Raw genomic sequence first — 24,124 nt, 5'->3', positions numbered from 1 at the left:
TTGAACCGCGACCACCGAATTGACAACCCTCATTCCTTCTTCTGCGCTGCCAATCTCGCAAATCGTTTTTCACCAGGCCCAAGTGCTCCGCCAACCCGGTATTTATAGACCCACACGCCATGGTCCGATTCATACTGCTCAAGGATTTCAAGGTCCGCCGCACTCTGCCAATCCTCCATATTGCTCGAAACCTCAATATCCAAATCCATATCAAAACATGATCTCGCCGAAATTTCCATCGTCAGATAGCGATCCGCTTCCTCTGATGCCCCGCCAACAACCACTTCAAACCCTCCGGAGCCGTCATCGGTCAGCGACTCCACCGCAACACGATACACAGCCTCCCCCCCGAGTAAATCACGCCCCAAAGCATAACTCATCAAGGCACTCCAGCCGCCATCTTCCTCCAGTGGGTCCGATTGTCCACGTGCCGCCAGCCAGCTATCGAACAAGGGGCCGTAGCCTAGCGGGGAGCCCTCTTCACCCGGCGTCACCACCCAATTCGAAGGATCGGAATAATCAGTCACTTGGGCTGGTCCCAGACCAAAACCATGATCATAGCTCAACGACGAACCTCCGGCATCCGGCCACGGGCTTTGGTTATCGTAGCGGAACTCAAAGATGGTCGAATTCGTGGCATCCTCAAGCTTAAGTCTCTCCCCCCCGTTATTCAATGAGGTGCCATTGGCAAACTCTCCCGCAATGCGCGCATTGAAGTAATCGCCATAGATCGAGGCAAAAGCCAGACTATCTTTAACCACTAACAAGCGTTGCCCAGGCTCCAAGGTGGTGATGTCTGCAGTCGTAAAATCAAAATCAACCCCCGCGGTGAAATGCACACCGGTCAGGTCGATGGTCTCGCTTGATGACGAGTTCCACAACTCGATAAACTCAGCATCCGGATTCACCCCCGGAGCGTAATGAAGCTCGGTGAGAAGGAGATACTGCTGAGCCAAGGAGGGAGCACCTTGATAGGTGAACCTTTGCACCTCCCCTGCGGCGGCATCACTCAAAACAAGCTCTTCACCAAAGCTCGAAAGGTGCCCGGCATACGGACCGGTCACCAGACAACGTTCACCGGCCTTGGGTGATACCGAGCGACTCGCGAATTTCTTCAATTTGGGCGACACATAAAGGTAGCCGTTTCGGGGGATCACCGTGCCTGCTGGAAAAACAAATTCCACCCCATGGCTGATCGACCAGCCACTGATATCCACCTCGCTTGATTCTCGATTCCATAGGCGGATATACTCCTGATCCTGATCGTGGCTTGCAGGACTGAAATCCACCTCGTCAATCACCACATCCGGGGTCCCCGACTGACTATCCGGTATCACCACATTCATTCCCGGGATCGCCTGCGTGAAGTCATTAAACAACTCGCTCCGCCGCTCCGGCAACTCGGTATCGCGCAGGCGGACACGGTAGGTGTTCGAGGGCCCGGGCAAGGAACTCATCGGCTCAAACAAAGCATCAATCGTCTGATCAAACCAACTGCCGGTAGACGTCGCCATCAAATGCTGGTCCATCAAGGTGCGCAAACGCCGCAACATCAGGCGCTGCATCGTCTCATCCTCAAAGGCGACATCATACAAGCGGTTCCACTGGTTGGCCCCGTCAGCTGTCGGTTGTGCCTGAATCCCGAAAAACGGATGATCCACTCTGGTTTCACCGTGCCCACCGACGATGTCCCAGGTGTAATCAAGGTCCCAGGGGAAAATCCTCCAGCGCCCGTCCCCATCAACATCCTTGAAGACATAAAAATTTTTCCGCACATCATCCGCTTGTTGCTGGATCGCCCGAATCGCCATGTAATTGATAAATTCAGGGATATCCAGATTATCATAAAAGCGGTCGATCCGCTGATCCGAGCTCGCCAGTTTCAGATCATCGACCAATGCCTGAAGCGATGAAAAATCATCTTTGTCCCCGGTCTTTTTTTCGACCCCTGTGGTTACATCATCAAAGGAAGGATTGAGATTGCTGCGCTGCACCAGCTTATAAAGGTCCCCTCCGTCGCTGTCATAGCCATAGCGGTCCAGAAAATCTTCATCCACCTGTTCAATCAAGGTGCCGACCCGGTCAAAACTACCATTCACGCGCATGTGAACCTGGAAAGATTCACACGCCGGGTTGCCGGCCTGCTGATGATATTGGAACCCGAGTGGCTGCCGCAGATACGACGGGTCGGAACCATTGGCATTCATATTCACCTCCCCGACAGATGGCATCGTCTCATTCACATACAATGGATAGCCCTTGTTGAAGTCAAATTTCTGCGATGAGGTATTGGTATAGCCCCCACGCTCCCGCACATAGATGTTATCGTAAAACTTCCCACCGTAATAGACCGATGCACGGGCTCCGGTCCGATTGTGTGCGTTGGTCACATTCTGGGTAAACCAATGCATGAGCTCAAGGTCTTGCCCGAGTGAAGGGTCGGCCACCACGGTTCCGTAATACCCCGGCGACTGGCTGTCTCCCGAAGTATCCGCCTGCATTGGCATCCTGGAGGCAAGCCCACCGGTGTCCTCCGCCACCACCGTCCAGCGCAACATTTCACCAGCGGAAGCAGCAGAAGCCGGGAGAATCGCCGTATACAGTCCATCTCCGGCGCTAACATCGCCACCCAACCCGTCATCCCGCATCGCTACCTCAAGCTCAGCCGAATAGTTCACGCGATACCGCAGCGTGACCGATGCGACCGCCGCCTCCCTGGGTTGCACGTAAGCGGTGACCAGGACATCGTCAGCCTCACCAGGTTGAGGTGGATTTTCCGTGACCCCTGAAACAATCGGGCCCGGGTTGATCACCCCGCCATCATTCGCCCGAGCCGGAGAGGGGTCACTTAGATAGGTATACGCCGAGGCGTCGGCCGCCGTGTTCACGGACAGCTCGGCATCCAGCAGCAGGTCAGAGCTCGAAGCATTGCTATTGTTCAGTTGAATTGCCAGCACATTGGTTCCATTCCGCAATGCCGATTCATACCCCGCGAGGTCGAAATCAACAAAGCCGGTGGCATCCCCCGCCTGGGTGGAAGAGAGCACTTCGGTTCCATTCAAAAACACCTCGACTGCATCATCATAACGCAAGCGCAGAATCATACCGGAAACCGCAGAGGCATCCGGGAGCTCAAAGGATTGCCTTGACCATACCGATACCGTGCCATCTGCCAGCCAGCTATTGATCCATTGCGCATAATCCCCACTGCGGTCATAACCCAATCCCGCCATGCCCTCGGACCAGGTTTCGTCATCGAAGTCATAGGCCGTCCAGTCCTTCCCCTGAAGATCGACCGTCGGGGTCTCGGTGGTAAATTGAACCGCCGATTGTGAGGCCACCAGAACCGAGCGATTGAACAATCCATAGCTGATGTCCTCACTTTGTGCCGGAAAGGGGTCAAATTCCGAAGTTTTTGATACGCCGTCCGGTTTGACCAAGGACAGATACTCGCCATCACTGCTGAGCTTGAAATTTGTATGGAGTTCACTTCCCGTGACCGCCCGGTCCTTGCCCGAGGCAAAAACCACCAGGTAGCCGCCGGCGGGAACACTCACGCTCGGAAACGTCCACTTCTCAAGATCGTCGTCAGCATCCGTCAGATGCCATCCGGCCAAGTTGACCGCCAGACTTCCCGGGTTGTGGATTTCAATCCAATCGGAAAACTCTCCGTCTTCATCCGCATATTCACTGTCATTGGATGCCAAAAACTCCGAGATCACAGGATCACCCGCAGCGATAGCCACTGGAAGAATCCAGCAAACCATCCATGCCACCACCAAGACTAAAAACCTGCTCATCATTAAGGAGAATACCGCCATCACCGAATGCCTGACGAAAAAACCTACACGCTACCTGCTATCGAGCAAGCTCCAATCCCACCCCCAGCGCGGTAGAGCGCGCTAAAAATCCTTGTGCATCACGGGAATTCTGGCAGAAACCACGGCGCGATGCTTGCCATTCAAAATCTCCACGTCGAATACGGTGCCAGGGTGCTTTTTAAGGATCTGTCATTTACCGTCCTGACCAAGGAGCGTATCGCCTTTGCTGGCCACAACGGCGCAGGCAAATCCACCCTGATGAAGTGTATCGCCAACATCATCGAACCCAGTGGTGGCCAAATCGTCAAACCAAAGCATTGCCAGATCGGCTACCTTCCCCAGGAAGGCATCCACATCAAAGGCATCAGCCTCTGGGATGAGGTTGAATCCGCCTTCGCCGAAACCCAGTCCCTGCAACAGGACATCGACGAACTCTCCGAGCAACTTAAACAACTCGACCCCCGCTCCGCTCCGTATTCCGACCTGCTGCATGAAATCGGCGACCTGGAACTCAAACTCCACGACGCCGACCCCGGCAGAATTAAACCGAAAATAGAATCCGTGCTCGCCGGCCTTGGATTCAAACGGAGCGACTTCACCCGCGACTGCGGTGAGTTCTCAGGAGGATGGCAAATGCGTATCGCACTCACCAAACTCCTACTGCAACAGCCAGAAGTTCTGCTCCTGGACGAACCCACGAACCACCTCGACATCGATTCCCAGAAGTGGATGGAGAACTACCTGGTCAACTACCCCGGTGCCATCCTGATCATTTCCCACGATCTGGCACTGCTCGACATGCTCACCACCCGGACCATCGCCTTCCACCACGGCCGGGCGGAGGAATACGCCGGCAATTACTCGTTCTACATGAAGGAGTCCGCACTGCGTAAAGAAATCCTGGTCAAGCAATACAAAGCTCAGCAACGCGAAATCAAACAAACCCAGGAGTTTATCGACCGCTTCCGGTCCAAAGCCACCAAGGCAAAACAAGTTCAAAGCCGAATCAAACAGCTCGAAAAAATCGAACTCATCACCATCGAAGATGACGACTCCGTGATGAACTTCCGCTTTCCCGAGCCCCCGGCCTCCGGCCACAGCGTGGCCATGCTGGAACGTGCGGATAAAGCCTACGGCAACATCTCGATCTTCAAGGACTTCAATTTCGAAATCACCCGCGGCGAACACATCGCCATCGTTGGCCCCAACGGTGCCGGCAAATCAACCTTCTGCCGACTCATCACCGGACAGGAAGCACCCGATGCCGGAACCTACACTCTGGGCCACAAAGCCGCCGTCTCGTTTTTCTCCCAGAACCACGCCGACGAACTCGACGCCACCCTGACGGTGCTCGACTGCGTGGAGCGGGCAGCCTCCCGGGAGATGGCGCCACATGCCCGGAACCTGCTGGGGTGTTTCCTCTTCCGTGGCGATGACGTCTTCAAGCGCATCGGCGTGCTTTCCGGAGGAGAACGCTCCCGGGTTGCCCTCGTCTGCATGCTGGTTCGCCCGGCCAATTTCCTGATCCTGGACGAACCGACCAACCACCTTGACATCCAATCTCAGGAGGTTCTGCAAAATGCGCTCAAAGATTACCCGGGCTCGTTTTTAATCGTCTCCCACAACCGATCCTTCCTCGATTCCATCGTCACGAAAACCCTCGAGTTCCGCCAAGGGCGCCCCCCTCGGATGTATGCCGGCAACATTTCCTATTACCTCGAGAAATGCGAAGAGGAAAAACAAGCGGAAGCGGTGAAAAATAAAACCGCACCCAACACCCAGACCGCAGGAGCCGCGGCATCGGGCAACCGTAAGCAACAACGGAAACTCGAAGCCGAACAACGCCGCAAACGGAAGGAAATCCTCGGTCCCCTTCAGAAAGAACTCGAAACAACTGAAGAAAACATCTCTGAGTTTGAAGCGGCCCAGGCTGCCCTCACCCAGCATATGTCAGAGCCCGAAGTCGCGGCCGATGCCGAAAAACTCCAACAGGCGTCCCACGCCTACCAGGCGCTCGGAGAAAAACTCGAACATGCCTACACCCGCTGGGACCAGCTCAATACCAAGATTGAACAGGTCAGCGAAGAACTCGGCGAGTAATACCATTTGATCAGTTAAATTGGCTGAATGGCACTGAAAGTTTTCGATTTTAACTAGGCACAAGGAAGGCGCATAGCGGGCTATGCAACCGACGCGCAGCAACGGTAAAACCAAGTAGTAAAACAGACGGGACGATAGCCGAGATGAATGAGTTCTTTGGTAAGGCGCGACGAAGGAATGGTGCGGGCACCATGACTAAGGAGAAACAAAGCCAAAGGAGTCATTCATCCGGAATTCTCATGGATCACGCAGTGCTTTTCCACATACCTCAACAACGATCAATCGTCTCGTCTGTTTTGCGGAGTGGTATAAAATCTATAAGATTCAGTGCCCCCTTGCCATTCAGCTTGCTGACTGACTCATCACCTTAAACTCAAACCATTCAGCCCATTTAACTGGGAGAATGGTATAACCCTGTCGATGGGCCAATGGCAGGCAGCGCCTGTCCATTCGGCTTCGGCTGCTATTTTTTCTTATTTTCAGGCACGGGCAAATCCCCCGTTTCCGTCTCGGCCTCTGCTTTTCTCCACCCCTGAATACCGGCCTCAAGATACTTCACTTGGGTGTATCCCAACTTCTTGGCTGCGACCGCAGCCCGTTTCCAAGCAGATCATTGAGGGCCACTACAATAGGTGACCACTAGGGTGCTCTTGTCCTCTGGTAGTTTTTCGGCGAGTTTCTCTTTTTCCGTAGCAAAGTGAATCGCGCCAGGCACATGTCCCTTATTATAGGACTTCACTCCATTGACATCGATCACGGCCACCTTGCCCGCTTTCACTGCGGACTGGAGCTCTTCCACCGTCACGGATTGAAAGCTCGGCTTGTTCGGTGTCGACTTTTCCTCGGCTTGGCTTTTGGCAGGTGCTTCGGCTTTATCTTGGGCCAGAGCCAGAGGCGAAACCAATAGGGCCACCATGGCTCCCATGGAGCAGGTGGATAAACAGGGGGATGGGTTCAGTTTCATAACAACCCACAATAAAGCACCAAATCGACATTCCTCCACTGAAAACCAACAATCACGCCCAGCCGGCAGGCTATAGCCAATGATCGGGAACCTTCAATCCGTAGGTGCTCTGCACAAAACCAAGGCCGTCAAGAATCGCACGGTGCCTGTCGGCGTCATACTCCAGCCCGGCTTTTCGCCGGTCCACAATCTCTTTCAGTTCAGGCAATGCATACATGCCCAGCTGATAAAAATTCCCCCAGGTGGGATCTCCAAACAAGCGGTAGATCACCTCGTTGTCATCCCGGTCACTGGCAAGGCGCTTTTTGCCGGTGATCTTTTTTTCCGCGGCTTCGGCCTCCAACTGATCGACGTACGTAATGAGTAGCTGCATGATTTTGTCCAAGCAGCATGCGCCAAGCCGATCAAGGCATACAAGCCCTAGTTTGGGCTAGCGACGCTTTTTTCGCTGACCTCCCGGTCCTGACTTCCCTCTTCCGGAAGTTTTTTTACCCGCTGTCTTTTTTGCCTTGGCCCTTGCCGATCGCTCGTAGCGGTCAGCCGAGTGACGTTTGGGTTTCGGCTGATGATACGGGCGTCTTTCGTCCTCATCATCCGGAGCCGGGACCTTGTAGTTGAACCCCTCCCGATACTTTTTCGGCAAAGTCCGTCCAATCTGGCGCTCCAACTTGCGGAGTTTTTCACCGTTGGCCGAGGTCAGGAACGTAATGGCATTTCCCTCGGAACCGGCCCGACCGGTGCGCCCGATCCGGTGGATGTAGTCATCGCTTTGCTCCGGAAAATCATAATTGACCACGTGGGTGACATCCGGGATATCGAGCCCTCTGGCGGCAATATCCGTCGCGACCAACACACGAATCTTACTTGCCTTAAAGTCCCTCAGGGTTCGGTAGCGGTGGTTTTGGGAACGCTCCCCATGAATCGCTTCGGCTGAGATTCCTTCGGCCTTGAGATCCTTGGTCAAGGTGTCCACCGCCTCCTTGGTCCGGACAAATGCAATCACCGAAAACAATTGATGATCCTCCAGCAAGCTGACCAACAAGTCGGTTTTTAAATGCTGCTCCACCGGATAAAGCTCCTGTTTCACGGTATCGGCCGGGTTACTACGGTTCCCAATCTCAATCGTCATGGGTGAGCGAAGAATCTCCTTCGACAGCTTTTCCACCTGATGAGGAAAGGTCGCTGAAAACAAAAGACTCTGGCGTCGTTTCGGAAGGCGGCTGACAATCTCATAGATATCCGGGAAAAATCCCATATCCAACATCCGGTCAGCTTCATCAAGCACCAGGTGGGTGAGCTTGCCAAAGCTGGCATGACCAGCCTCCATCAAGGCCAGTAAACGTCCCGGTGTAGCAATCACAACATCCGCCCCACTGGCAAGTTTTTCGATTTGGTGGCGTTCACTGGCGCCGCCGGTCACCATGACCGTCCTCAGGTTGGTGTATTTTCCATAGGTCCGGATACTCTGGTTGATCTGGGCAACCAACTCACGGGTCGGGGCAACAATCAGCACCCGGCTTGCCCGCACGGCCTCATCGTGACTCTGTTGGCAGAGTTCGGACAAAAGGGGCAGAGTAAAAGCCGCCGTTTTCCCCGTTCCGGTCTGGGCCAGGCCAATCAGATCCTTCCCCTGCATAATCACAGGAATAGTCTTGGCCTGGATCGGCGTGGCTTCCTGATATCCCGCATCGTCAACCGCTTGAAGAATACGTGCCTGGAGTCCGAGAGTGGTAAATGACATACGGAGATCAAGTAGGCGGGATCCCGGAAACTGCAAGTTTTTTCCCGCATTCCACCACTTGCACGAGCTTCAGAGGCATGTTATGACCTCCTCAGACCACCGTCATGTCCAAGCTGCCCGATACTTATTTCTCTCTGTTCCAGCAGCAAGTGGATGCTTGCCAGATCGCCGACCGCGATGAACACGCCCAAACCCGGCGAAAGCTCAACCGCGAGATCAGAGAGTGTATCAGCGCCCTGAAACAAGTGGCCAACGAGGAAGATCCCGAAGTCTGGTATGCCCTCGGCCACGCCTCCACCTTCTTTGAAAAAAACATTTCCCAGGCAAACCACTGGTACCAAAAAGCCGCCGACGCCGGCCACACCCAGGCAATCACCAAAATGGGGAACCGCCTGCGCCAGTCCCAACACCCGGAAGACCAGGAACAATCACGCCAGTGGCTCACCCAGGCAGCCAAACAAGGTGACGCCTATGCGATGCTCTGTATCGGCTTCGCCCACCGCGATGGCAAGGGGGTGAGCAAAAACCTCCAAGAAGCAAAAAACTGGTTTATCAAAGCTCTCGATGCCGGAGAGCCGTCCGCTCCAGAGCAGCTCGCCGACTTACTCCATAAACATCTTCATGACCCGGCACAAGCACTGCCCTATTACCTCAAAGCCCAGCAGCACGGAGTTTCCTGCCACGAAGCCTTGGCCGAAATCTACAACACCCGCGGAACCACAGCCTACAACCCGCACAAAGCAAAGGACCACTACGAAATCCTGCTCCGGCGTGGCCAGAAATCCGCCCCGTGGGTGATGCTCGAACTCGCTAAACTCCACGCCTCGGGACAGGTCAGCGACAATGGCGTAACCCACGCCCGCAAGTGGCTCTACCAAATCATCACCCAGTGCCCGAAGTCGCTCTCAACCCGTAAAAAAGCAGAGCGCTTGCTTGAAAAACTCGACGAGTCTCTATTCTAATTCTATGGAGTGCTGAGCAGGCTGCGATGTTTGATCCATGTCACATGATTCAGCAAGCTGATCCTAATCACTCATGGTCAGAATCTTATCCCATTCCACTTGTTTACATGAGTCATACGTGCGTGTGAACCAACAAAAAAGAGGCCCGGCGAACACTCACCGGACCTCTTTGATAAATCATTAAAATAGATCGTAAAGATCTTACTTGGCACCAACAGCGGCGCTGATCAGATCGAGGAAGCTCTGGGCTTGAAGGCTGGCTCCTCCGACAAGACCACCGTCGATGTCCGGCTGGGCCAGAAGTTCGCCGGCATTGTCTGCCTTCATGCTGCCACCGTATTGAATACGCACAGCTTGAGCCACTTCGTCACCGCAAACGTCAGCCACCACGGAGCGGCAGAATGCGTGAGCATCCTGTGCCTGCTCGGATGTGGCAACACGACCGGTTCCGATCGCCCAGACGGGTTCGTAGGCAATCACGATCCCCTTTGCGTCGTCAGCACTGATGCCTTCGAGTCCTTCAGTGATCTGGGAGCGAAGCACTTCTTCAAGTTTTCCTCCGTCGCGCTCTTCGAGCGTTTCCCCGATACAGAAAATCGGTTTCAGGTTAGCCGCAATGGCCTTCTTGATTTTGGCGTTGATGATGGCATTGGTCTCACCGTAGAGCGTGCGGCGCTCGCTGTGACCGATGATCACGTAGCGGACAAACAGCTCCTTGAGCATCATGGTGCTGATTTCACCTGTGAATGCTCCGTTGTCCTGCTCGGACACGTTCTGCGAGGACACAGACACTCCGGAGTTCGCTGGCAGGGCAGCTACTGCGGCGGGAATGGTTACAAAAGGAGGCGCGATGACGATGTCAGCTTGGTCGGACAAACTGCCGAGTCCGGCAGTGAAGGAGGAAATGAAGTCCTCGGCCTCTTTCGGGCCAATGTTCATTTTCCAGTTAGCAGCAATGATTGGTTTACGCATAATAAATAATGGTTGGTTAATGGTTGGTTATTGATTCGGACTGGCGCCTCCCGCGAGAGGCGCTCAATCGACTTAAGATTCGCTCAGGGCGGCCACACCGGGCAGCTCCTTGCCTTCAAGCAGCTCGAGCGATGCTCCGCCACCTGTGGAAATAAAGGAAACGTCCTCACCGAGGCCGTATTTCTTCACAGCGGTCACCGAGTCACCACCGCCAACAATCGACAGGGCGTCACTCTTGGCGACGGCCAGTGCCAACGACTTGGTTCCGGCTTCGTATGATGCCATTTCGAACACACCCATCGGTCCATTCCAGACGATGGTCTTGGCATTCAGTGCCTCTGCCACGAAGGTCTCGATCGATGCCGAGCCGATATCGAGGCCCATCCATCCGTCTTCGATTCCATCCTCGACGGTAACGTTTCTGGTTTCCACCCCATCCTTGAACTCCTGGGAGACGCAGTGGTCAACCGGCAAAAGGAAGCGTGTGTTTTTCTCTTTGGCGAGGCGAAGAATATCAAGTGCAAGGTCCAGTTTGTCTTCTTCGACAAGCGAGCTACCAACGTCATAACCTTGGGCCTTGCTGAAGGTGTAGGCCATGGCTCCACCGATAATAAAGGTGTCCGCCTTCTCGAGCAGCGCGGTGATGACTTCAATCTTGTCACTCACCTTGGCTCCACCCATGATCACCAGGAAGGGCGACTCGGGAGACTCAAGCTTTTCGCAAAGGAACTCAAGCTCACGCTCGATCAAGAACCCCATCGCACTCTGAGACACATAATGGGTCACGCCCTCAGTGGATCCGTGCGCACGGTGGGCAGTCCCAAAGGCGTCGTTAACAAAAACCTCGGCGTCGCCAGTCAATGCCTTGGCAAACTCAGGGTCGTTCTTTTTCTCACCGACATGAAAGCGGGTGTTTTCCAACAAAATAACATCACCCTCGGCCAATGCGGCACGTTGGTCGGCAGCGGCCACGCAGTCGTCTGCAAAAGCAACCTCCTTACCCAGAAGTTCACCGAGACGCACGGCAGCCGGGCGAAGAGAGAATTTGGGGTCGGGCTCACCCTTGGGGCGACCGAGGTGGGAACAAAGGGAAAGCTTGGCGCCTCCGTCCAGAAGATGTTTGATGGATGGGAGAGCTGCCACAATACGGGTGTCGTCGGTGATTTCACCGGCATCGTTCAAAGGAACGTTAAAGTCGACACGCATCAGGACAGACTTGCCGCTGACGTCGAGGTCTCGAATACTTAATTTAGACATAACAATTTGCAGTTAGAGGGATTGAAAAGAAAGGGAAGAAAAAAGGCAGAGGAAGTTGCCCTCCTCCGCCTTGGGTAAATACATAATCAATGATTAGAGGGATGCTCCGAGCATGTTCAAGCCCTCAGCTGCACGGCAGGAGTAACCCCACTCGTTGTCATACCAAGAACAGACTTTCACGAAGTTACCTTCAAGAGTCATCGTAGTTCCAGCGTCGAGGATCGAGCTGTGTGGGTTGCTGACGATGTCCTGAAGAACCAATGGATCTTCAGAGTATTCGAGCACACCCTTCATAGGACCTTCAGCAGCGGCTTTGAATGCTGCGTTGATTTCTTCAACCGTCGCCTCGGACTTGAGGATCGCTGTGAAGTCAGTGAGTGATCCGGTAGGAGTAGGAACACGGAATGCACCACCGTTGAGCTTACCCTTCATTTCAGGGATCACCTCACCAATGGCACGTGCTGCACCAGTGGAAGAAGGAACGATGTTAATCGCAGCGGAACGAGCGCGACGAAGGTCACCGTGTGGTGCGTCAAGCAGGTTCTGGTCACCGGTGTAACTGTGGATCGTGCTCATGAAGCCTTTTTCAATGCCCCAGTTGTCGTTGAGAACCTTGACCAGAGGAGCAAGGCAGTTGGTGGTGCAGGATGCGTTCGACACGATGTTGTGCTTCTCAGCGTCGTAAAGGTCGTCGTTGATACCGATACACATGGTGAGATCAGGATCAGAAGCTGGTGCGGAAATAAGCACCTTCTTGGCTCCGGCCTCGATGTGCTTGGAAGCACCTTCGCGGGAGCAGAAGAAACCTGTAGACTCGAGAACTACGTCTACTTTGAGTTCTGCCCATGGAAGAGCTGCAGGGTCACGCTCAGCGGTGGCGTGAATTTTGTGTCCGTCTACGATGATGGAATCATCGTCATAAGTGACGTCATAAGAAACACGACCCTGTGCAGAGTCATACTTCATCAGGTGAGCCAGAGTTTTGTTATCTGTGAGGTCATTGATTGCGACGACATTCTTGAGTTCGCCTTTTTCTACGAGCGAACGCAACACGTTGCGTCCAATGCGTCCAAATCCATTAATTGCGTAATTAGCCATGGTTTTTTGTGGTTAGCCGCCTGCGGGAATGCTGGCGGGGCAAATACTTTAATCGGCAAAAGCACCTCGTCAACACCTGAGACGCTCATTTCTTGACCATTGCATTGCATATCTTGCGTTTGCGGCGCGGGATGTGACTTGCATCTGTTGGCTTCCTCGTTATTGTCCGCAGCCCCCGACCTACCAAGGCCACAGCAACCGCCATTTGAAGAGACCATGAAACACCCAGCCCTCTGTTTGTTCCGCTCCGTCCTGACTGCCGCATTCGCACTCGGCCTGGCTGCCCAACTGACATCTTGCTCAAGCCCGCAGCAGCGTCAGCACACGAAGATCACCGTCATCGCCAACTCCGGCAGCAAACAAAGCCAGGAACATCACCTGGCGGAGGCCCTGGCAACAGCCGAATCCTGCCTGCAGCGTGGAATCGACACTCCGGAACAGTTAGCCCGCTACAATCAAGCGGTGGAGCACGCCGTCCTGCTCTGGCTCGCCGGCAGTGAGCAAGATCTGCACCAGCAACGGCTCAACGTGGACTCCCGAGAAGGAAAACCCTACCAGGTGCAAGCATCCTGGCCAGCCAAGCTGCGTTTTGACCGTTTGATACCAAGCTGGACCGTCAAACGAGGATCGCTACGCAAAAATATCCACCGCCAAGGAGCTGGAGCGCCCTTTGTTGCCCAGTGGGAATTCACCCCCAAGCGATCAGAAAACGAGCCCTTCATGTCGAGCAAAGGCTACTTTGCCTCGGTCACCGCCACCCTTGATTTCCAAGCCTCGGAAAGCGAACGCACCATCGCCAGACTCGTCATTCACAATGCCAATATCACCCCGGATGTCCGACTGGGAGGGAACAAGCACACGCTCAACTTCGACCAATCCGCGTTGGCAGAACATTTGCTCGCCTACGACAACGAGTTCTCCGCTCTGGGAGCCCTGCTGCGACCACATAAATACCTCGACCAAATTGACCTGCAAACCATCTCCCCCCCGGACCCCGACCGACTGCCGGTTATCTTCACCCATGGCCTGGCCTCCGAACCCCGAACCTGGCAAAACGTTTACAACGAACTTCGCAGCGACCCGGTCCTTCGAGAACGCTGCCAAATCTACTTTTTTCGATACCCAAGCGGTGTGCCCGTGCTTTATAGCGCCGCCCAACTGCGCACCAAACTTGCCGAACTCCAGCAAACGCTCAATCAAAAGCAGACGAACCGCTACAGCAAGCAAATGATGCTCGTTGGCCACAGCATGGGGGGCCTGATCACCAAAACCCAGGTTCAGGACAGCGGCGATACCATGTGGTTGAACTTTATCGATTACACCCAAAATCGCGTCCGACTCAACGACCAGCAACTGGCGGCCCTGCAGCAATACCTCATTTTCAAACCCAACCCACACATCAGCCGTGTGCTGTTTATTGCCACCCCGCACCGGGGGAGCGAGCTCGCCGACTGGTGGATCACCCGTCAGTTCCGCAAACTCATCAAAGGCCCGGGCATCATCCTCCGCACCCCCCTGATGGCACTCGACCAAGACAACACCGATCAGCATGCCCAGTCAGCCATCGACAAACTCTTCCACTCCGGTATCCCCACCAGCATGGAAAACCTCTCCCCCAAATCCAAATTCGTCAAAGACACGATCAACCTGCCCCTCAAAAAAGACCTCCGCATTCACTCGATTATCGGTAACCTGAAAGGCCTCGACCTCAACGACCCCGAGTGCTCAGACGGCGTGGTCCCCTACACCAGCGCCCACCTTCAACAACCCGACTCGGAACTGGTCGTGCCCTACGGCCACAGCGCCCACGAACATCCGATGGCCATCGAAGAAATCCGCCGCTTGATCCTCCTCCATCTCAAAGAGCTGAAATAGCAAGGAGCTGACGAGGACAAGCTCACAGCTCATGGGGCAATTTTTCACTTTCTACTCTCGCGTTTCAAACACTGTTTGCTAGAAGAGTATTCGATATGAGTGATTATCCAGCACCTTCCCTATCCACCCAAGAAGCAAGCAACCTTTACCAGGCTCCAGGAGTCCACCCTCAGATGCAAGTCAGCGACCCTTCGGTATCTGCCATGATCATCAACCAATTGGTCAGAACCCGGGGCTGGGTCCGTTTATGCAGTGTTGTGGGATTCATCGGCGCGGGTTTCATGCTGCTTGGAGGCCTCTTCATGGTCATCGGAGGTGCCGCACTTCCACTATCCTCTGGTCCGGGTCAATCAGCGGCTTACGGTGCTGGTATGATCGCAGGCATGGGCATCTTCTATCTCGTTTTCGCCCTTTTCTACATCTACCCATCCCTGCGCCTTTGGCAGTATGCCTCGAGCATCTCAAGGCTTCAGCACTCGCAGCAGACGGTCGATCTTGAGACCGCTCTCGACCGCCAGCGCTCATTTTGGAAATTTGTCGGCCTGATGATCAGCATCATCCTCGGACTTTACCTACTCATCATCGTTGGAGCGATTGTGATCGGGGCCGCGGGAGCCCTGAATATCTAGGCCGAATCGCGGCTTTCCATTTTAAGTTTGCTATTCCCCCCGTGCACGCATAGGGGTCACGTCCGACTGCGCGCGGACATTGGCCGATTATTGGCTCGTCGATATACGAACCACTGCTGAGCCCGGGACTTTTCCTTTTCCCCGGCACCCCCCTCCCGCAACCAAGCACAACCCAAATCCTCAGCGAACCATGACCGATATTGCCTTTTCCGACCTCGAGCTCAAACCCGAGCTACTCGAAGCCATCCACAAGCTCGGCTTCGAAAGCCCTTCTCCGATTCAAGCCCAAGCCATCCCTCCCATCATGGAAGGGAAAGACATCATCGGCCTGTCTGAAACCGGCTCGGGAAAAACGGCCGCCTTCACGCTGCCCGCACTGCAGATGATCGACACCGAACTTAACCATGCTCAGGTCCTCATCCTTTCCCCCACCCGGGAGCTTTGTATCCAAGTCTGTGAAGAAGTGCACCGACTCGGCAGCCAAATGCAAGGGCTCCGCGCCGTCCCCGTGTACGGAGGCACTCCCATCGACCGGCAGATGAGACAGCTCAAGCAAGGAGCCCACATCATCGTTGGAACCCCAGGACGACTGCTCGACCACCTGCGCCGTAAAACGCTCAAGCCCGCGACGATTCAGCTGGCAATTCTCGATGAAGCCGACCGCATGCTGGACATGGGATTCCGTGAAGACATGGAGGACCTGCTGGGAGCTCTACACAACGATCACCAAACACTCTTCTTTTCAGCGACGATGAACAAACACGTCGATCGCTTGATCCAAAAATTCGGCAACGACCCCGAAGAAGTCTCCATCAAACGCCAGACCAAAACGGTCTCCACCATCGCCCAAAGCTACTACGAGGTGAGAAACCGCTCCAAAGTGGAAGTGCTTACCCGCCTGATCGATATGGACAACCCACGCTTGGCCATCATTTTTTGTAACACCAAACGCAGCGTGGACGAATGCACCGAAGCTCTGCTCGCCCGTGGCTATGCCGCCGACCGCCTGCACGGTGACATCAGCCAGCAACTACGCGAACGCACCACCCGACGTTTCCGCGACGGCAAATTCGAGTTACTCGTCGCCACCGACGTCGCCGCCCGAGGACTCGATATTGACGATGTTGACGCGGTCTTTAACTACGACATCCCACAAGACCCGGAAGACTACGTTCACCGGATTGGCCGAACAGGCCGCGCAGGCCGCGAAGGAAAAGCCGTCAGCTTTGTTTTCGGACGCGATATCTACCGCCTTCAGAGCATCGAAAAATACACCAAACAACACATCCAGCGGGAAAAAATCCCCTCACAAGAAGAGGTGGAAGGACGCCGTGCCGATCAGCTGTTTTCCATGGTTCAAGGACGACTCGAGCAAGAAGTCAGCCGCTCCTACCGCCACTACATCGACCGCCTGCTCGACCAAGGGCACACGGCCACCGACATTGCCTCATCCCTGTTTGAGCTCTTACGCGAAGCGATTGGTCGAGAAGGCGAGGAAATTGTCGAAGACCGCCCTGATTACAATCCAAACAAAGACCGAGGCGCACGCCGCAGTCGGGAAAAAGGACGCGGCAAAGAAAACCGCAGGGAACGAGGAGACCGTGGCGACCGCCGTGACGGCAAACGCGGCAAGGAGCCGCACATGTCCACCCTATTCCTCAGTCTGGGCAAAGCAGCAGGCGTTCGCCCGAGCGACATCCTGGGTATGTTCTACCGGGAAGGTAAAATCCCGGACAACACCGTGGGTCAAATCCAACTCTTCGACCGTCACGCACTCGTTGACGTCCATCAGGATCACGCCGACGCCCTCTGCAAAAACCTCTCGAAGTCCAAGCTCCGCAATCAACGGTTCCGCATCGGACCCGACCGCATGGCGTAAGCGGGTAGCGGGAAGGCAAGCACCTGGTATAAGGAGAACGGCCTGTGGCGTCAGGATTGAATGACGGTATAATTGGGCGACGGTAGGGCTGATTGGCCTCAATCAGCCGTCAAGTCGACACCTTCAAACAGGGTGGCAGAAGGCAAACCTTAGGCGGGCTCGCCAACTACTTCCCCAGCCAATGGTGGTTCGTCACCCTTGGGTTCGGAGGCCGGGGCCTGCTTCGTCACTCCTGCATCACTCTGGTTTCCAGGAATGGGACTTTTGGGCGGGCTGGGAGGATTACTCATCTTACCATGCTCCATGATTTCGCGAACCTGATCGGCATCGAGGGTCTCGTATTCCAAAAGGGCGTTGGAGAGATCAACCAAGGCATCATTGTGCTTAATCAAGAGATCCTTGGCCAAGGCATAGGCGTCGTCGATCAGCTTTTTGATTTCGCCATCAATGGCGCGGGCGGTTTCTTCAGAGTAGCCACGGGTCGAGCCCACATCCCGGGCGACAAACACCTCGCCTCGCTCCTCACCGTATTCGACCATACCCAGGTTTTCGCTCATCCCCCACTCACAGACCATTTTGCGGGCAATGTTGGTAGCCATCCGGATATCACCGACAGCCCCGTTGGTCACGTTACCAAAGGTAATTTCCTCGGCGACCCGACCACCCATGGCAACACAGAGCTGATCGTGCAACTCCTTTATCCGGTAGGTGAATTTATCCTCTTCCGGCAAGAACATGGTTGAACCCAAGGACGGACCTCGGGGAATAATGGTCACCTTGTGCAAGGGGTCGGTATGCTCAAGCAATACGTTGAGGATGGCATGACCCGCCTCATGATAGGCGGTATTCTCCTTCTCTTTTTCACTGAGAGCCAGACTGCGGCGCTCACGCCCCCAGCGGACTTTATCCCGGGCTTCTTCCATCTCAGGTAAACCAACAGCTTTCAAATCCTTGCGGGCCGCCAGAAGGGCCGCCTCATTGAGCAGGTTCGCCAACTCGGCACCTGAAAAACCAGGGGTCCCTCTCGCAATCACAGCGAGATCAGTACCGGCTGCCATCTTGATGCGTTTGGCATGCACCTTCAAAATTTCTTCCCGCCCGTTCACATCAGGCAAGCCGACGGTGACCTGACGGTCAAAGCGACCCGGACGCAACAGCGCAGGATCGAGAACATCCGGACGGTTGGTGGCGGCAATAATGATCACTCCGGTCCGGGTATCAAATCCATCCATTTCCACAAGCAGGGCATTAAGCGTCTGCTCACGCTCATCATGGCCACCGCCCATGCCGTGTCCACGGTGACGACCGACGGCATCAATTTCATCGATAAAAATCAGGCAAGGTGAATTCTTTTTACCCTGTTCAAACATATCCCGCACCCGGCTGGCGCCAACCCCCACAAACATCTCGACGAAGTCAGATCCGCTGATTGAGAAAAAAGGAACATCGGCCTCACCCGCAATGGCTCTAGCCAACAAGGTTTTTCCTGTTCCCGGAGGGCCCACCATCAACAAGCCCTTCGGCAAATTACCTCCGAGCTTTTGAAATTTTTTCGGGTCGCGGAGGTAATCCACCACCTCAACCAGCTCTTCCTTGGCCTCCTGAATACCGGCAACATCCTTGAATGTCACCTTGTTACCGTCCATGGTCAACAAGCGGGCCTTACTCTTGCCAAAACTCATGGCTCCGCGACCGGCCGACTTCATTTGGTGACGGAAAAGGAAGAAAATAATGACCACCACCAATAAAATCGGCAACATCTGAATCAAAACCATCATCATGCCGGAATCCGGGACAAACTCGGCAAGATCATTGATCCGGTCCTTTTCATAGGCGTTGGATTGTTCAAAGCTGTTGATCAGAATCTCAAACCTGGCCAAATCCTTGGCATCTTTGACCGGAGGCGCCGGAGCAAACAGGTAACGCTTACCTACGATGTATTTATCATTGGACCCCTCGCGAGAGACCATTTCAAATCCATTCTCAGGGTCGTTGAGCACCACTTCACCACGGGCAAGCATCCGGGCGAGATCATCCAGAGTCAACAATTCGCCATCTCCGGAAGCCGGCAATTCCTGAACCACAGCCTGAGGAACATGATAACGGGAACGAATCGATTTCAATTGATCGTCGTCCAGTTGGGTATTCACGGGAATTCTGAACGCCCTCTGCTCAGAGTTCTCTTTATCTGCCACCCATGGGTCATTGACGTAATAAAACCCGGTGATCGTGGGCATCGTTGGCGACTCCCCCCCCTTTTTCAGCTGATGAGTCACATCCGGTAGTTTCTCACCCTTTTTAGGCAAATCCTGATCCGTGATAATCTTACCTGAATCGACATAATTCAGGAACTCTTTGTAGGACAACTGCTTGGTATTACCCGAACCATTGGCCGACCACGCATACCAGAGAATACCAATCGCAATGGACATGAGGACCAGCACGCGCCAGTTGACGCCACCACCGGTAGCGGGGCCTTGACCGTTATTTCCCTTCGGTCCCTGGGATTGATTCGGAGGTTCGGATGGTGATTGATTGGACATGATATGAAAATGACGCCGGTACATGGATCTGTTCTGCGATCCATGTCCTTGGCGCGGGAAAACCTAGCGTGGCTTTCCAAAAAAGAAATCCTTTTTTCTTTACTGACGCAAAGACATCCACAGCCGAAAATAAAACAACACCAAAGCTGCCTCACTCTGAGCCAGTTCTTCGGTGTTGAATTTTAAAATTGCGCCCCGATGGGCGCAGTTCAGGCAAGCCTCCAGACGTTAAAAAGAGGCCAAAATCATACACGCTGGCATCTCAAAAAACCAGACGCTCGAGCCCTATTGGTGCGTATCGTTATTATCCAGACAAGTGACAACCACTTCCCCGTCAGTAGGCACGACAGAATAGCCACCTCCGGTTTGCGGACAATTGGGAGATTGGCCAAATGAGTTCTCATAGGCAGCATGACCATAATAATCGACACCTTTCTCAAGCGGTTCAACCAAATTGCCATAGGAAATGAGCGTCTTTTTGATCTTACTCTGAACCGTCAGGCAATTGGCACGGTTGGATTCACGGATATATCCTCGTGCTGAAAAAAAGAAGACAGCTATCAAGGTCAACATCACAACGATGACCAACGTCACTTCAATAAGCGTCAGTCCCGGCAAGGCCACCTTTTTCGAGGAGACCACTCTATGGTTTGGGAGTTTCATTTTTAAGGGGGGGGGTGGGGTTGGGTCAACCTGTTGATTACCAACGGGCTGATTGAATTTTACTAGCATACAGCCATTTAAAAATCAAGAGTTAATTGTATTTTTTATAATTCTTTTACAAACCCCAATGATAAAAACTTATCTCATTCACCATCAGCGACATAGAAACACACCGTGTATTTCCCATCCAATTTGAGCATTAAGCGACATCTGTATCATATTTTCCCTTGGTTATCGTGATCCCTCCCACTAGGCTGCCGGCATGCCGAAGATTCACCCGAGAGCACTTGTCAGCGAGCGCGCCGAAATCGCAGAAAACGTCCAAATTGGACCTTTTGCCATCATTGATGCCGGAGTTCGCATCGACTCCGGATGCACGATCGGGCCCCAGGCATGGATCACCGGCCGATCAATCCTCGGCCGCGATAACAAGATCGGTTGTGGGTCCATCATTGGAGACCTCCCCCAGGACACCTCCTTTGACCCCGAAACAGACAGCAATGTCATCATCGGAGACAACAACACTATTCGTGAATACGTCACAATCAACCGCAGCACAGCTAATGGAGGGAGCACCGTTGTAGGCAATGACAACTTCATTATGACAGGCGCGCATCTGGCCCACGATGTCACACTGGGCAATCACAACATTCTGGCAAACAACGTCCTCGTTGCCGGCCATATCCAGATGGGTAACCATAACTTCCTCGGTGGCGGCAGCGGCTACCATCAGTTCCTTCACATCGGCGATTACTGTATGATCCAGGGGAATTCGGCCATCACCCGGGATGTCCCCCCCTATTGCATGGCCCACGGACAAAATAAACTGGCCGGCCTCAACACCATCGGCCTACGCCGGGCCGGCTTCAATGCCGAGCAACGAAAAGAGATCAAGCGGGCATACAAAATCCTTTTCCACAACGGTGGCAATCTGGCCGAATCCTTGGCCATGGCCGAATCCGAGCTTTGGCCGGAATGCGCCATGCGCCTCATCAACGCCGTTCGAACCCCCTCGCGCAAGGGCGTCATGACCCGCTAAGCAAAGAGCCTCGAAGAACTCGAAGAGGTCGAAGCCCCCCCACAACGACCACGACTCGACGCATCCAGCGTGAGCCTACGTGAATCCTATCGGTAAACGCCTGCCGGGCGCTCCGTGATACCGCGGACACGTTGCCGCTGCTCCCTTTCAGCCGCCAAGTCGTAGAGAACTCCACCAGCCACACGGACGCCATCACCGAAGTCCATCAATCTGGGATCCCCAGATGCTCCACGTTTATACTGCGTCGAGGACAAGACAGCCCCCTTCGGAGAAATCGAAGTATGAGTGAACAAATTGGGCTTCACCTGATACAAGGCGTGCATATTGTTCGCACTGTCCAGAGTCGCCGTTGGCTTACGAAAATTCATCACCTTACCAAGGGGGATGGTCCGGATATTGGCTCCGGTATTGGCGGAATCCACCTGCGCATACAATTCCAAGGCGCGGTTACCGGTGAAGGCGATCAACTTGTATTCGCGGATTTCACCGGGTGCATTGGGGATGCCGGCTCGCTGCACCCATACCGGACGACCGGTAGCAACGGTAAAATGCATCCGGTTCGATGAAAAACCATTCCGCGTGGGGCCAGGCATATTCACGGTTGCCATACATGTATAGTTTCCGACAGAACTGACGGCGTAGGACGAACTAATCGATACCGTCCGAGAAATCGTCTGCCCGACAGGAACTGTAACGGATCGGTAATTCATCTTCCTGGCCAGAGGAACCACACGACCATTGGACGTCAGATGAAAATTCAACCATGGGCGGCTGCCCTCTCCTCGCAACACCAATTCACGCCCGGCGTGGTTGGTGATGGAAATCGTTGCCGTCACGGCTTCGTTTAGGATATACGTCTGCTTACTCATCTGCAAACGTACCGCCACCTGCGCACGCACTGAGGGAGCCAATAAACAAACGGCAAAAAGAGTAAACAAGATCAAGAAGCGAGCAATACGCACGGAGGAGAGACCATCAAACGGCCTCGCTGATTCAGCATTCTGGTTCATCATTTAGGATAGGTAGGTGGACTGCATACATACTCCCGCAAGGGGAAGCCGTCAATCATCCTGTGCAGATTGGCTCAAAGTCCTGAACCCAAGGTCGGAACGGCGCAAGCTCCGGTCATCCACCCACTCGCGGGCCCGAGCCCCAAACTTGGGTTTCAGGTAAGATGCGCCACAAATCACATACCGGGCTGGCTGGGACGGGTCCGCAGGGTTCAAGCTTCGCTTACGAGTCCACTCACTGACATTGCCGGCTAGCCCGCAGATCCCGAGTTCGTTGCATTCGGTTTCATCCACCGGCAGCCATCCGGTTCCTTGAAGTTTCCCCATATCGCCACCGGCAGACCCTGACACATACCATTCTTCGCGGGTTGGCAACCGCCGCCCCCGCCACTCGGAATAAGCGTATGCATCCCACCAATCGACGCCTACCACCGGGTAGTTTAAATCCACTTTCAGAGCATTCCACGTCCCCCCGGCTTTTGCCGTGGCATAAAGAAGCTCCCAATCATCTGGCATGTGGGATTCTTTTTCAGCGGGTTGATCCTCATGCCGATAGACATGCTTTTGATCATCACTCAACACCTCCAAGGCCTTAAGAAATTTGGCATACTCACCGATCGTCACCTCATGGGCATCCATCCAAAACGCTCTCGACTTCACAGGCATCCCATCGGGCCCTGGATACGTGCCTGCCGGAATACGAACCAAATCCTTCAATTCCCTCTCGGTCGGACGCTCGGGCCGCGTGCTGATATAGTACCCCAGCCCAACCACAATCGACAAAGCGGTCACCGCAATCCCGATCTTCACCATCGCGGCCATTGAGACCAAGGGTTTCATCGGTATCGTCCGGCTCTGCAGGGTTTCCAAGTTTTTAGGCTCCGCCAACTGGCGCTCGACTTCATCTGCCAGATCATAGATTTGCTCCCAGCTCAGAGGGTGCTCACGTTCCAGATCCGCCATAAAATCCAACAGCGACCCCATCCGGGTTGAGCCCGGTTGATTCGGCTCGAGCAAATCATGAAACAGCATCCCGAGCAGTTGCTTGTCCCGGGTAAACACCTGTGGATCCACAACCCCGTCAACCACCATGTTGACCATGCGGCAATGGAAGCGCTCGTCTAAAAACAAATCATTCGGAGTTAACGGTAGAGTCGCCACGCCATTGACCTCAAGATGCCGATAGGCATCAGCAAGACCACGGATGATGCGCGCCATGTGCAGAGGAGAAACCCCTAATCCATCCTGGTGATGCTGCTCCAACGAAGCTCCCAACAATTTCTCGCGCGCATAAAAACAATGACCGTCCGATCTTACAGCCTCGAGCACCGAGCCAATCAATGGATGCTCAACTGAAGCCTTCGCTCGAACATCGGCAAAAAAGGCAGCCACCGTTTCCTCATCATGCTCCAGAGATTCCAACAGGCTGGAAATAATCACCTCCCGCTGCACGGAAACCTGCGTCGCAGTCCAAGTCAAGGTGTGTGAACCTTGAAACAGCAACTCACTCAGCAAGTAATCTTCTAATTGTTTTCCGGGCGCAAAGGCATTAGCTGGATCGGTCACCATAG

General features: G+C 54.2%; 17 protein-coding genes. 6 read left to right on the top strand and 11 right to left on the bottom strand.

What is annotated here, in order from left to right; translation table 11 throughout:
- Positions 1-29 precede the first annotated feature (29 nt).
- Complete coding sequence (locus tag HW115_RS14710; RefSeq protein WP_227021548.1) at positions 30-3,803, bottom strand: lamin tail domain-containing protein; 3,774 nt, start codon at positions 3,801-3,803, stop codon at positions 30-32.
- Positions 3,804-3,950: 147 nt separating this feature from the next.
- Between HW115_RS14710 and HW115_RS14705 the strand changes: the two genes are divergently transcribed.
- The gene (locus HW115_RS14705) at positions 3,951-5,921 is read left to right on the top strand and encodes an ABC-F family ATP-binding cassette domain-containing protein (protein WP_178933701.1); all 1,971 of its coding nucleotides are present in this window, start codon (positions 3,951-3,953) and stop codon (positions 5,919-5,921) included.
- 610 nt (positions 5,922-6,531) lie between these two features.
- On the opposite strand, the gene HW115_RS14700 is transcribed toward HW115_RS14705, so the two are convergent.
- The 3 genes from HW115_RS14700 to HW115_RS14690 all read right to left on the bottom strand — a co-directional run bounded on the left by HW115_RS14700 (position 6,532) and on the right by HW115_RS14690 (position 8,626).
- Entirely contained in the window at positions 6,532-6,885 is a 354-nt protein-coding gene (locus tag HW115_RS14700; protein WP_227021547.1) for a rhodanese-like domain-containing protein, read from the bottom strand.
- A gap of 70 nt (positions 6,886-6,955) precedes the next feature.
- Positions 6,956-7,258 (bottom strand): hypothetical protein, encoded by a 303-nt coding sequence (locus tag HW115_RS14695; protein WP_178933700.1) that lies wholly within the window; start codon positions 7,256-7,258, stop codon positions 6,956-6,958.
- A 57-nt stretch (positions 7,259-7,315) separates the two neighbouring features.
- Positions 7,316-8,626 carry a DEAD/DEAH box helicase gene (locus tag HW115_RS14690; RefSeq protein WP_178933699.1) on the bottom strand — a complete coding sequence of 437 codons (1,311 nt, stop codon included), beginning with the start codon at positions 8,624-8,626 and terminating at the stop codon, positions 7,316-7,318.
- Between the two features lie 104 nt (positions 8,627-8,730).
- Between HW115_RS14690 and HW115_RS14685 the strand changes: the two genes are divergently transcribed.
- The gene (locus tag HW115_RS14685; RefSeq protein ID WP_178933698.1) at positions 8,731-9,588 is read left to right on the top strand and encodes a tetratricopeptide repeat protein; all 858 of its coding nucleotides are present in this window, start codon (positions 8,731-8,733) and stop codon (positions 9,586-9,588) included.
- Between the two features lie 201 nt (positions 9,589-9,789).
- Here HW115_RS14685 and tpiA read toward each other — a convergent pair whose 3' ends face one another.
- The 3 genes from tpiA to gap form a co-directional block, all read right to left on the bottom strand.
- Entirely contained in the window at positions 9,790-10,560 is a 771-nt protein-coding gene (gene tpiA / locus HW115_RS14680; protein WP_178933697.1) for a triose-phosphate isomerase, read from the bottom strand.
- A 72-nt stretch (positions 10,561-10,632) separates the two neighbouring features.
- Positions 10,633-11,817, bottom strand: coding sequence for a phosphoglycerate kinase (locus tag HW115_RS14675; RefSeq protein WP_178933696.1), 1,185 nt, complete (start codon positions 11,815-11,817; stop codon positions 10,633-10,635).
- Positions 11,818-11,910: 93 nt separating this feature from the next.
- Positions 11,911-12,915, bottom strand: coding sequence for a type I glyceraldehyde-3-phosphate dehydrogenase (gene gap / locus HW115_RS14670; protein WP_178933695.1), 1,005 nt, complete (start codon positions 12,913-12,915; stop codon positions 11,911-11,913).
- A 216-nt stretch (positions 12,916-13,131) separates the two neighbouring features.
- Between gap and HW115_RS14665 the strand changes: the two genes are divergently transcribed.
- From HW115_RS14665 to HW115_RS14655, 3 genes are all read left to right on the top strand, one after another.
- A complete protein-coding gene (locus tag HW115_RS14665) occupies positions 13,132-14,790 on the top strand; it encodes an esterase/lipase family protein (RefSeq protein WP_178933694.1) in 1,659 nt (552 codons plus the stop codon).
- A 95-nt stretch (positions 14,791-14,885) separates the two neighbouring features.
- Positions 14,886-15,419: a DUF5362 family protein gene (locus tag HW115_RS14660; protein WP_178933693.1), complete on the top strand. Its 534-nt coding sequence runs from the start codon at positions 14,886-14,888 to the stop codon at positions 15,417-15,419.
- Between the two features lie 190 nt (positions 15,420-15,609).
- Positions 15,610-17,298, top strand: a complete 1,689-nt coding sequence (locus HW115_RS14655; RefSeq protein ID WP_178933692.1) for a DEAD/DEAH box helicase — start codon at positions 15,610-15,612, stop codon at positions 17,296-17,298.
- Positions 17,299-17,447: 149 nt separating this feature from the next.
- Here the strand turns inward: HW115_RS14655 and ftsH are convergent, their stop codons facing one another.
- On the bottom strand, positions 17,448-19,841 hold the full coding sequence (gene ftsH / locus HW115_RS19825; RefSeq protein WP_178933691.1) for an ATP-dependent zinc metalloprotease FtsH: 2,394 nt from the start codon (positions 19,839-19,841) through the stop codon (positions 17,448-17,450).
- A 285-nt stretch (positions 19,842-20,126) separates the two neighbouring features.
- On the bottom strand, positions 20,127-20,504 hold the full coding sequence (locus HW115_RS14645) for a type II secretion system protein (protein WP_178933690.1): 378 nt from the start codon (positions 20,502-20,504) through the stop codon (positions 20,127-20,129).
- Between the two features lie 262 nt (positions 20,505-20,766).
- On the opposite strand from HW115_RS14645, the gene lpxA reads away from it, so the two are divergent.
- Entirely contained in the window at positions 20,767-21,543 is a 777-nt protein-coding gene (gene lpxA, locus HW115_RS14640) for an acyl-ACP--UDP-N-acetylglucosamine O-acyltransferase (protein WP_178933689.1), read from the top strand.
- 86 nt (positions 21,544-21,629) lie between these two features.
- Here lpxA and HW115_RS14635 read toward each other — a convergent pair whose 3' ends face one another.
- Entirely contained in the window at positions 21,630-22,556 is a 927-nt protein-coding gene (locus tag HW115_RS14635) for a hypothetical protein (RefSeq protein ID WP_178933688.1), read from the bottom strand.
- A gap of 48 nt (positions 22,557-22,604) precedes the next feature.
- Positions 22,605-24,122 (bottom strand): SUMF1/EgtB/PvdO family nonheme iron enzyme, encoded by a 1,518-nt coding sequence (locus HW115_RS14630; protein WP_178933687.1) that lies wholly within the window; start codon positions 24,120-24,122, stop codon positions 22,605-22,607.
- Positions 24,123-24,124 lie beyond the last annotated feature (2 nt).

The organism is Oceaniferula marina (assembly GCF_013391475.1).
Lineage (GTDB): Bacteria > Verrucomicrobiota > Verrucomicrobiia > Verrucomicrobiales > Akkermansiaceae > Oceaniferula > Oceaniferula marina.
Note: the sequence above shows the minus strand (reverse complement) of the source record. Positions and strands in the feature narration are given on the sequence as shown.

Bases quoted from the DNA above. Each gene is read 5' to 3' on its own strand.
- HW115_RS14710 (WP_227021548.1), bottom strand. From the start codon at position 3,803: ATGATGAGCAGGTTTTTAGTCTTGGTGGTGGCATGGATGGTTTGCTGG.
- HW115_RS14705 (WP_178933701.1), top strand. From the start codon at position 3,951: ATGCTTGCCATTCAAAATCTCCACGTCGAATACGGTGCCAGGGTGCTT.
- HW115_RS14700 (WP_227021547.1), bottom strand. From the start codon at position 6,885: ATGAAACTGAACCCATCCCCCTGTTTATCCACCTGCTCCATGGGAGCC.
- HW115_RS14695 (WP_178933700.1), bottom strand. From the start codon at position 7,258: ATGCAGCTACTCATTACGTACGTCGATCAGTTGGAGGCCGAAGCCGCG.
- HW115_RS14690 (WP_178933699.1), bottom strand. From the start codon at position 8,626: ATGTCATTTACCACTCTCGGACTCCAGGCACGTATTCTTCAAGCGGTT.
- HW115_RS14685 (WP_178933698.1), top strand. From the start codon at position 8,731: ATGTCCAAGCTGCCCGATACTTATTTCTCTCTGTTCCAGCAGCAAGTG.
- tpiA (WP_178933697.1), bottom strand. From the start codon at position 10,560: ATGCGTAAACCAATCATTGCTGCTAACTGGAAAATGAACATTGGCCCG.
- HW115_RS14675 (WP_178933696.1), bottom strand. From the start codon at position 11,817: ATGTCTAAATTAAGTATTCGAGACCTCGACGTCAGCGGCAAGTCTGTC.
- gap (WP_178933695.1), bottom strand. From the start codon at position 12,915: ATGGCTAATTACGCAATTAATGGATTTGGACGCATTGGACGCAACGTG.
- HW115_RS14665 (WP_178933694.1), top strand. From the start codon at position 13,132: ATGAAACACCCAGCCCTCTGTTTGTTCCGCTCCGTCCTGACTGCCGCA.
- HW115_RS14660 (WP_178933693.1), top strand. From the start codon at position 14,886: ATGAGTGATTATCCAGCACCTTCCCTATCCACCCAAGAAGCAAGCAAC.
- HW115_RS14655 (WP_178933692.1), top strand. From the start codon at position 15,610: ATGACCGATATTGCCTTTTCCGACCTCGAGCTCAAACCCGAGCTACTC.
- ftsH (WP_178933691.1), bottom strand. From the start codon at position 19,841: ATGTCCAATCAATCACCATCCGAACCTCCGAATCAATCCCAGGGACCG.
- HW115_RS14645 (WP_178933690.1), bottom strand. From the start codon at position 20,504: ATGAAACTCCCAAACCATAGAGTGGTCTCCTCGAAAAAGGTGGCCTTG.
- lpxA (WP_178933689.1), top strand. From the start codon at position 20,767: ATGCCGAAGATTCACCCGAGAGCACTTGTCAGCGAGCGCGCCGAAATC.
- HW115_RS14635 (WP_178933688.1), bottom strand. From the start codon at position 22,556: ATGATGAACCAGAATGCTGAATCAGCGAGGCCGTTTGATGGTCTCTCC.
- HW115_RS14630 (WP_178933687.1), bottom strand. From the start codon at position 24,122: ATGGTGACCGATCCAGCTAATGCCTTTGCGCCCGGAAAACAATTAGAA.